The organism is Burkholderia sp. Ac-20379, assembly GCF_017104645.1.
Lineage (GTDB): Bacteria > Pseudomonadota > Gammaproteobacteria > Burkholderiales > Burkholderiaceae > Burkholderia.
In genome coordinates this window covers 1-4,212 of record NZ_JAAGPF010000472.1, presented here as the reverse complement: position 1 = coordinate 4,212, position 4,212 = coordinate 1, and the positions used below count along the sequence as shown (strand labels likewise).

Here is a 4,212-nt window from a genome sequence, read left to right as displayed (position 1 = left end):
CGGGCGCCTCGGGCGACGCGCTGTCGCTGTGCAGCCCGAACGAGCGCAAGCAACTGGCCGACATCGAAAAGCTGATCAAGCGCGACCTGCCGCTGCAGGCGCTGGCGATCGACGCGCCGGTGCGCCCCCGCCGCCGGCATGGCCCGCGCAGCCAACGCCGTGGACGTAGCCAGCGCGGGGGACGCCCACGCGGCGAAACGCGCCGCCCGCGCCCGCCGCCGCTCCGGCCGTGCCCGATGCGGCCGATCCGAACCTGCGCGTCGGCGTCAACGGCGTCACGCACCAGTTGCGCGTCGCGCCGAACGTGATCCTGCTCGACCTGCTGCGCGACACGCTGCACCTGACCGGCACCAAGAAAGGCTGCGACCACGGCCAATGCGGCGCATGCACGGTGCACGTCAACGGCGTGGCCGTGAATTCGTGCCTGTCGCTCGCGCTGATGCACGACGGCGACGAAGTCACCACCGTCGAGGGGCTGGCGCGCAACGGCCAGTTGCATCCGGTGCAGCAGGCGTTCTGGGAACACGACGCCTATCAATGCGGCTACTGCACGGCCGGCCAGATGATGAGCGCCGTGGCGGTGCTGCGCGACGCGCGCATTCCGGCCGACGACCACTCGGTGCGCGAAGCGATGAGCGGCAACATCTGCCGCTGCGGCGCGTATCGCAACATCGTCGCGGCGATCCAGGATGCGCGCGGCAAGCTCGCCAACGGCGGGAGGGACGCCTGATGCGCAACTTCGACTACGTGCGCGCCGACAGCGTCGCGCACGCGCTGAGCGCCCGCGCGCAGGAGCGCACCGTGTTCCTGGCCGGCGGCACCACGCTGCTCGATCTGATGAAGCTCGACGTAATGCGTCCGGCGCGCGTGGTGGACATCCACAAGCTCAAGCTCGACGCCATCGAGCCGCTGCCCGACGGCCGCGTGCGGATCGGCGCGATGGTCAGCAACACGGCGCTCGCGCGCGACGCGCGGATCCGCCGCGATTACCCGGTGCTGTCGCAGGCGCTGCTGTCGGGCGCGAGCACGCAACTGCGCAACAAGGCCACCACCGCCGGCAACCTGATGCAGCGCGTGCGCTGCGGCTATTTCCGCGACGGCGTTTCGCCGTGCAACAAGCGCGAGCCGGGCTCGGGCTGCGCCGCGATCGGCGGGCTGAACCGCAACGTGCACGCAGTGCTCGGCGGCAGCGAGCACTGCATCGCGGCGCATCCGTCCGACATGTGCGTGGCGATGGCGGCGATCGGCGCGCGCGTGCAGGTGCAGGGCCCGCGCGGCGAGCGCGAGATCGATGTCCTCGATTTCCATCTGCTGCCGGGCAGCACGCCGTGGCGCGAGCATGCGCTCGACGACGGCGAGATGGTCACGCACGTCGTGCTCGACGCGCCGCTGGCCGGCAGCCGCTCGGCCTACCTGAAGCTGCGCGACCGCGCGTCGTACCAGTTCGCGCTGGCGTCGAGCGCGGCCATCGTGGTGGTGCGCGGCGGCACGATCGAGACGGCGCGGCTCGCGCTCGGCGGCGTGGGCACCAAGCCGTGGCGCGCGCTGGACGCCGAACGCGCGCTGGCCGGCCAGCCCGCCACGCTCGACAGCTTCGCACGCGCCGCGGCGCTGGCGATGCGGGGCGCGCGCGACTACGGCCAGAACGGCTTCAAGATCGCGCTCGGCCAGCAGGCCGTGGTACGCAACCTGCAAACGATCACCGCCTGAGGCCCACGCCGATGAACCCTCTTTTCCATTCGACACCGCGGAGCGAAGCATGAGCGATACGATCGTCGGACAGCCGGTGAAACGCGTCGACGGCCGCCTCAAGGTGACGGGCGCCGCGCGCTACACGGCCGATCAGCATCCCGCCGGGATGGTCTACGCCTACGGCGTGTTCAGCACCATCGCGAGCGGCCGCATCCTCAAGATCGACACGCGCGACGCGATGCGCGTGCCGGGCGTGATCGACATCCTCCATCACGAGCACGTGCCGCGGCTGTACCGCCCCACCAAGAGCCCGATCTCGCTGCCCACCGTGCTGCGCGCCACCATCACCGACGAATCGCGCGTGCCGTTCGAGGACGCCACCGTCAATTACGCGGGGCAGTTCGTGGCGCTCGTGATCGCCGACACGTTCGAGCATGCGCGCGAGGCCGCCTGCCGTGTGGCGGTGCGCTACGCGCCGAACCCGGCGATCGCCACGCTCGATCAGGGCCTGGAAAAAAGCGGCACGCGCGACGGCGGCCGCGGCCACGCGCGCGGCGAACCGGAGCCGGCCTTCGACGGCGCGGCGTACCGCGTCGACGCTACCTACCGCACGCCGGTCGAAACCCACAACCCGATGGAGTTGCACGCCACCGTGGCCCGTTGGGACAACGGCCGGCTGCATATCTACGAAGCGTCGCAGGGCGTGACCGTGCATCGCAACACGCTGGCCGGCGTGTTCGGCCTGACGCCCGAGCAGGTCACCGTGGAAGCGCCGTTCATCGGCTCGGGCTTCGGCAGCAAGCTGTTCATGTGGCCGCATTCGGTGGCGGCCAGCGCGGCGGCGCTGGCGGTCGGGCGGCCCGTGCAGTTGCTGGTGCCGCGCGCGCAGATGTTCACCACCACCGGCCACCGCCCCGAAACCAAGCAGCGGCTGCGGCTGTCGGCCGACGCGAGCGGCAAGCTCACCTCGCTGCGCCACGAATCGATCAACACCACGGCGATGACCGATGCGTTCACCGAGAACTGCGGCGGCGTTTCGCGCGTGCTGTATTCATGCCCGAACGTGCTGGTCAGCCACCACACCACGCGCGTGAACCGCGGCTGCGCCACCTCGATGCGCGCGCCGGGCGCAGCGCCCGGCCTGTTCGCGCTCGAATCGGCGATCGACGAACTCGCGCTGGCCGCAGGCCAGGATCCGCTCGCGTTCCGCCTGAACAACCTCTCCACGCGCGACGAGGCCGCCAACCTGCCGTGGTCGAGCAACCATCTGCCCGAGGCGATCCGCACCGCCGCCGAGCGCTTCGGCTGGGCCGCGCGCAATCCGGCCACCGGCGCGATGCGCGACGGCCGCGAAGTGATCGGCTACGGCATGGCCGCCTGCAACTGGGACGCCTATCGCGCCCCGGCCGAGGCGCGCGTGCAACTGGGCAGCGACGGCACGGCCCAGGTGAACTGCGCGATCCAGGACATCGGCACCGGCACGTACACGATCGCGGCGCAGATCGTGGCGGGCCTGACCGGCCTGCCGGTCGAGCAGATCAAGGTGAAGCTCGGCAGCTCGGATTACCCGCCCGCGCCGATGTCGGGCGGCTCGTGGGCCACGTCCAGCGTGTCGCCCGCGATCGCCGAGGCCACCCGCAACGCCATCGCGCAACTGAAGACGCTCGCCACCGCCGACGGCGCACCGTTCGCCGGCGCGAAGCCCGACGATCTGCATGTGGACCGGGGCCGCCTGACCGACGGCCGGCGCAGCGCCACGTTCGACGCGATCCTGAAGGCGCGCCGCATCGCCAACGCCGAGGGCTTCGCCAGCAGCCCGGCCGCGCCCACCGGCAAGTTCTCGTTCCGCTCGTTCGGCGTGCATTTCGTGGAGGTGCGCTGGGATCCGGGCATTTCGCATCTGCGCGTGGCGCGCGTGGTCAGCGCGATCGACGTGGGCCGCGTGATGAACCCGCTGACCGCGCGCAACCAGGTGGAAGGCGCGATCGTGATGGGCGTGGGCATGGCGCTGTTCGAGGCCACCGAGTACGATCCGCGCACCGGCCTGCCCGGCAACAACAACTACGCCGAGTATCCGGTGCCGGTGCACGCCGATCAGCCCGAGATCGACGTGATCTTCCTCGATCATCCGGATTACGAACTGAACGAGTTCGGCGCGCGCGGCGTGGGCGAGATCGGCATCACGGGGCTGGCGGCGGCGGTGGCGAACGCCGTGCATCACGCCACCGGGCAGCGCATCCGCGAGCTGCCGATCACGCTCGACAAGCTGCTCGATCCGGCCGCGCCGGTGTTCGTCTGAGCGGCGCGCCCGCCAACCAGGAGCCGATGTGGACAATCTCGATCTCGACGTACTCGCCACCCTCGCCGGCTGGCTGCGCGACGGCCGCGGCGCGCTGCTCGCCACCGTGGTGCGAACCTGGGGCTCCGCGCCGCGCCAGGCCGGCTCGATGTTGGCCGTGCGCGACGACGGGCTGGCGGTCGGCTCGGTGTCGGGCGGCTGCATCGACGATGCGCTGATCG

General features: G+C 71.3%; 4 protein-coding genes and 1 pseudogene. All 5 read left to right on the top strand.

Annotation, left to right across the window (positions count from 1 at the left end):
• A pseudogene (locus tag G3N92_RS35200) lies at positions 1-173 on the top strand (ATP-dependent helicase); the annotation flags it as partial.
• 56 nt (positions 174-229) lie between these two features.
• On the top strand, positions 230-730 hold the full coding sequence (locus G3N92_RS31525; RefSeq protein ID WP_206131452.1) for a (2Fe-2S)-binding protein: 501 nt from the start codon (positions 230-232) through the stop codon (positions 728-730).
• Positions 730-1,710 carry a xanthine dehydrogenase family protein subunit M gene (locus G3N92_RS31520; RefSeq protein WP_206131451.1) on the top strand — a complete coding sequence of 327 codons (981 nt, stop codon included), beginning with the start codon at positions 730-732 and terminating at the stop codon, positions 1,708-1,710. The genes G3N92_RS31525 and G3N92_RS31520 overlap by 1 nt, the downstream gene beginning before the upstream one ends.
• A 49-nt stretch (positions 1,711-1,759) precedes the next feature.
• Positions 1,760-3,991, top strand: coding sequence for a xanthine dehydrogenase family protein molybdopterin-binding subunit (locus tag G3N92_RS31515; protein ID WP_206131450.1), 2,232 nt, complete (start codon positions 1,760-1,762; stop codon positions 3,989-3,991).
• A gap of 28 nt (positions 3,992-4,019) precedes the next feature.
• A partial coding sequence (locus tag G3N92_RS31510; RefSeq protein WP_206131449.1) for an XdhC family protein occupies positions 4,020-4,212 on the top strand: 193 nt, incomplete at its 3' end.

Bases quoted from the DNA above. Each gene is read 5' to 3' on its own strand.
- G3N92_RS31520 (WP_206131451.1), top strand. From the start codon at position 730: ATGCGCAACTTCGACTACGTGCGCGCCGACAGCGTCGCGCACGCGCTG.
- G3N92_RS31515 (WP_206131450.1), top strand. From the start codon at position 1,760: ATGAGCGATACGATCGTCGGACAGCCGGTGAAACGCGTCGACGGCCGC.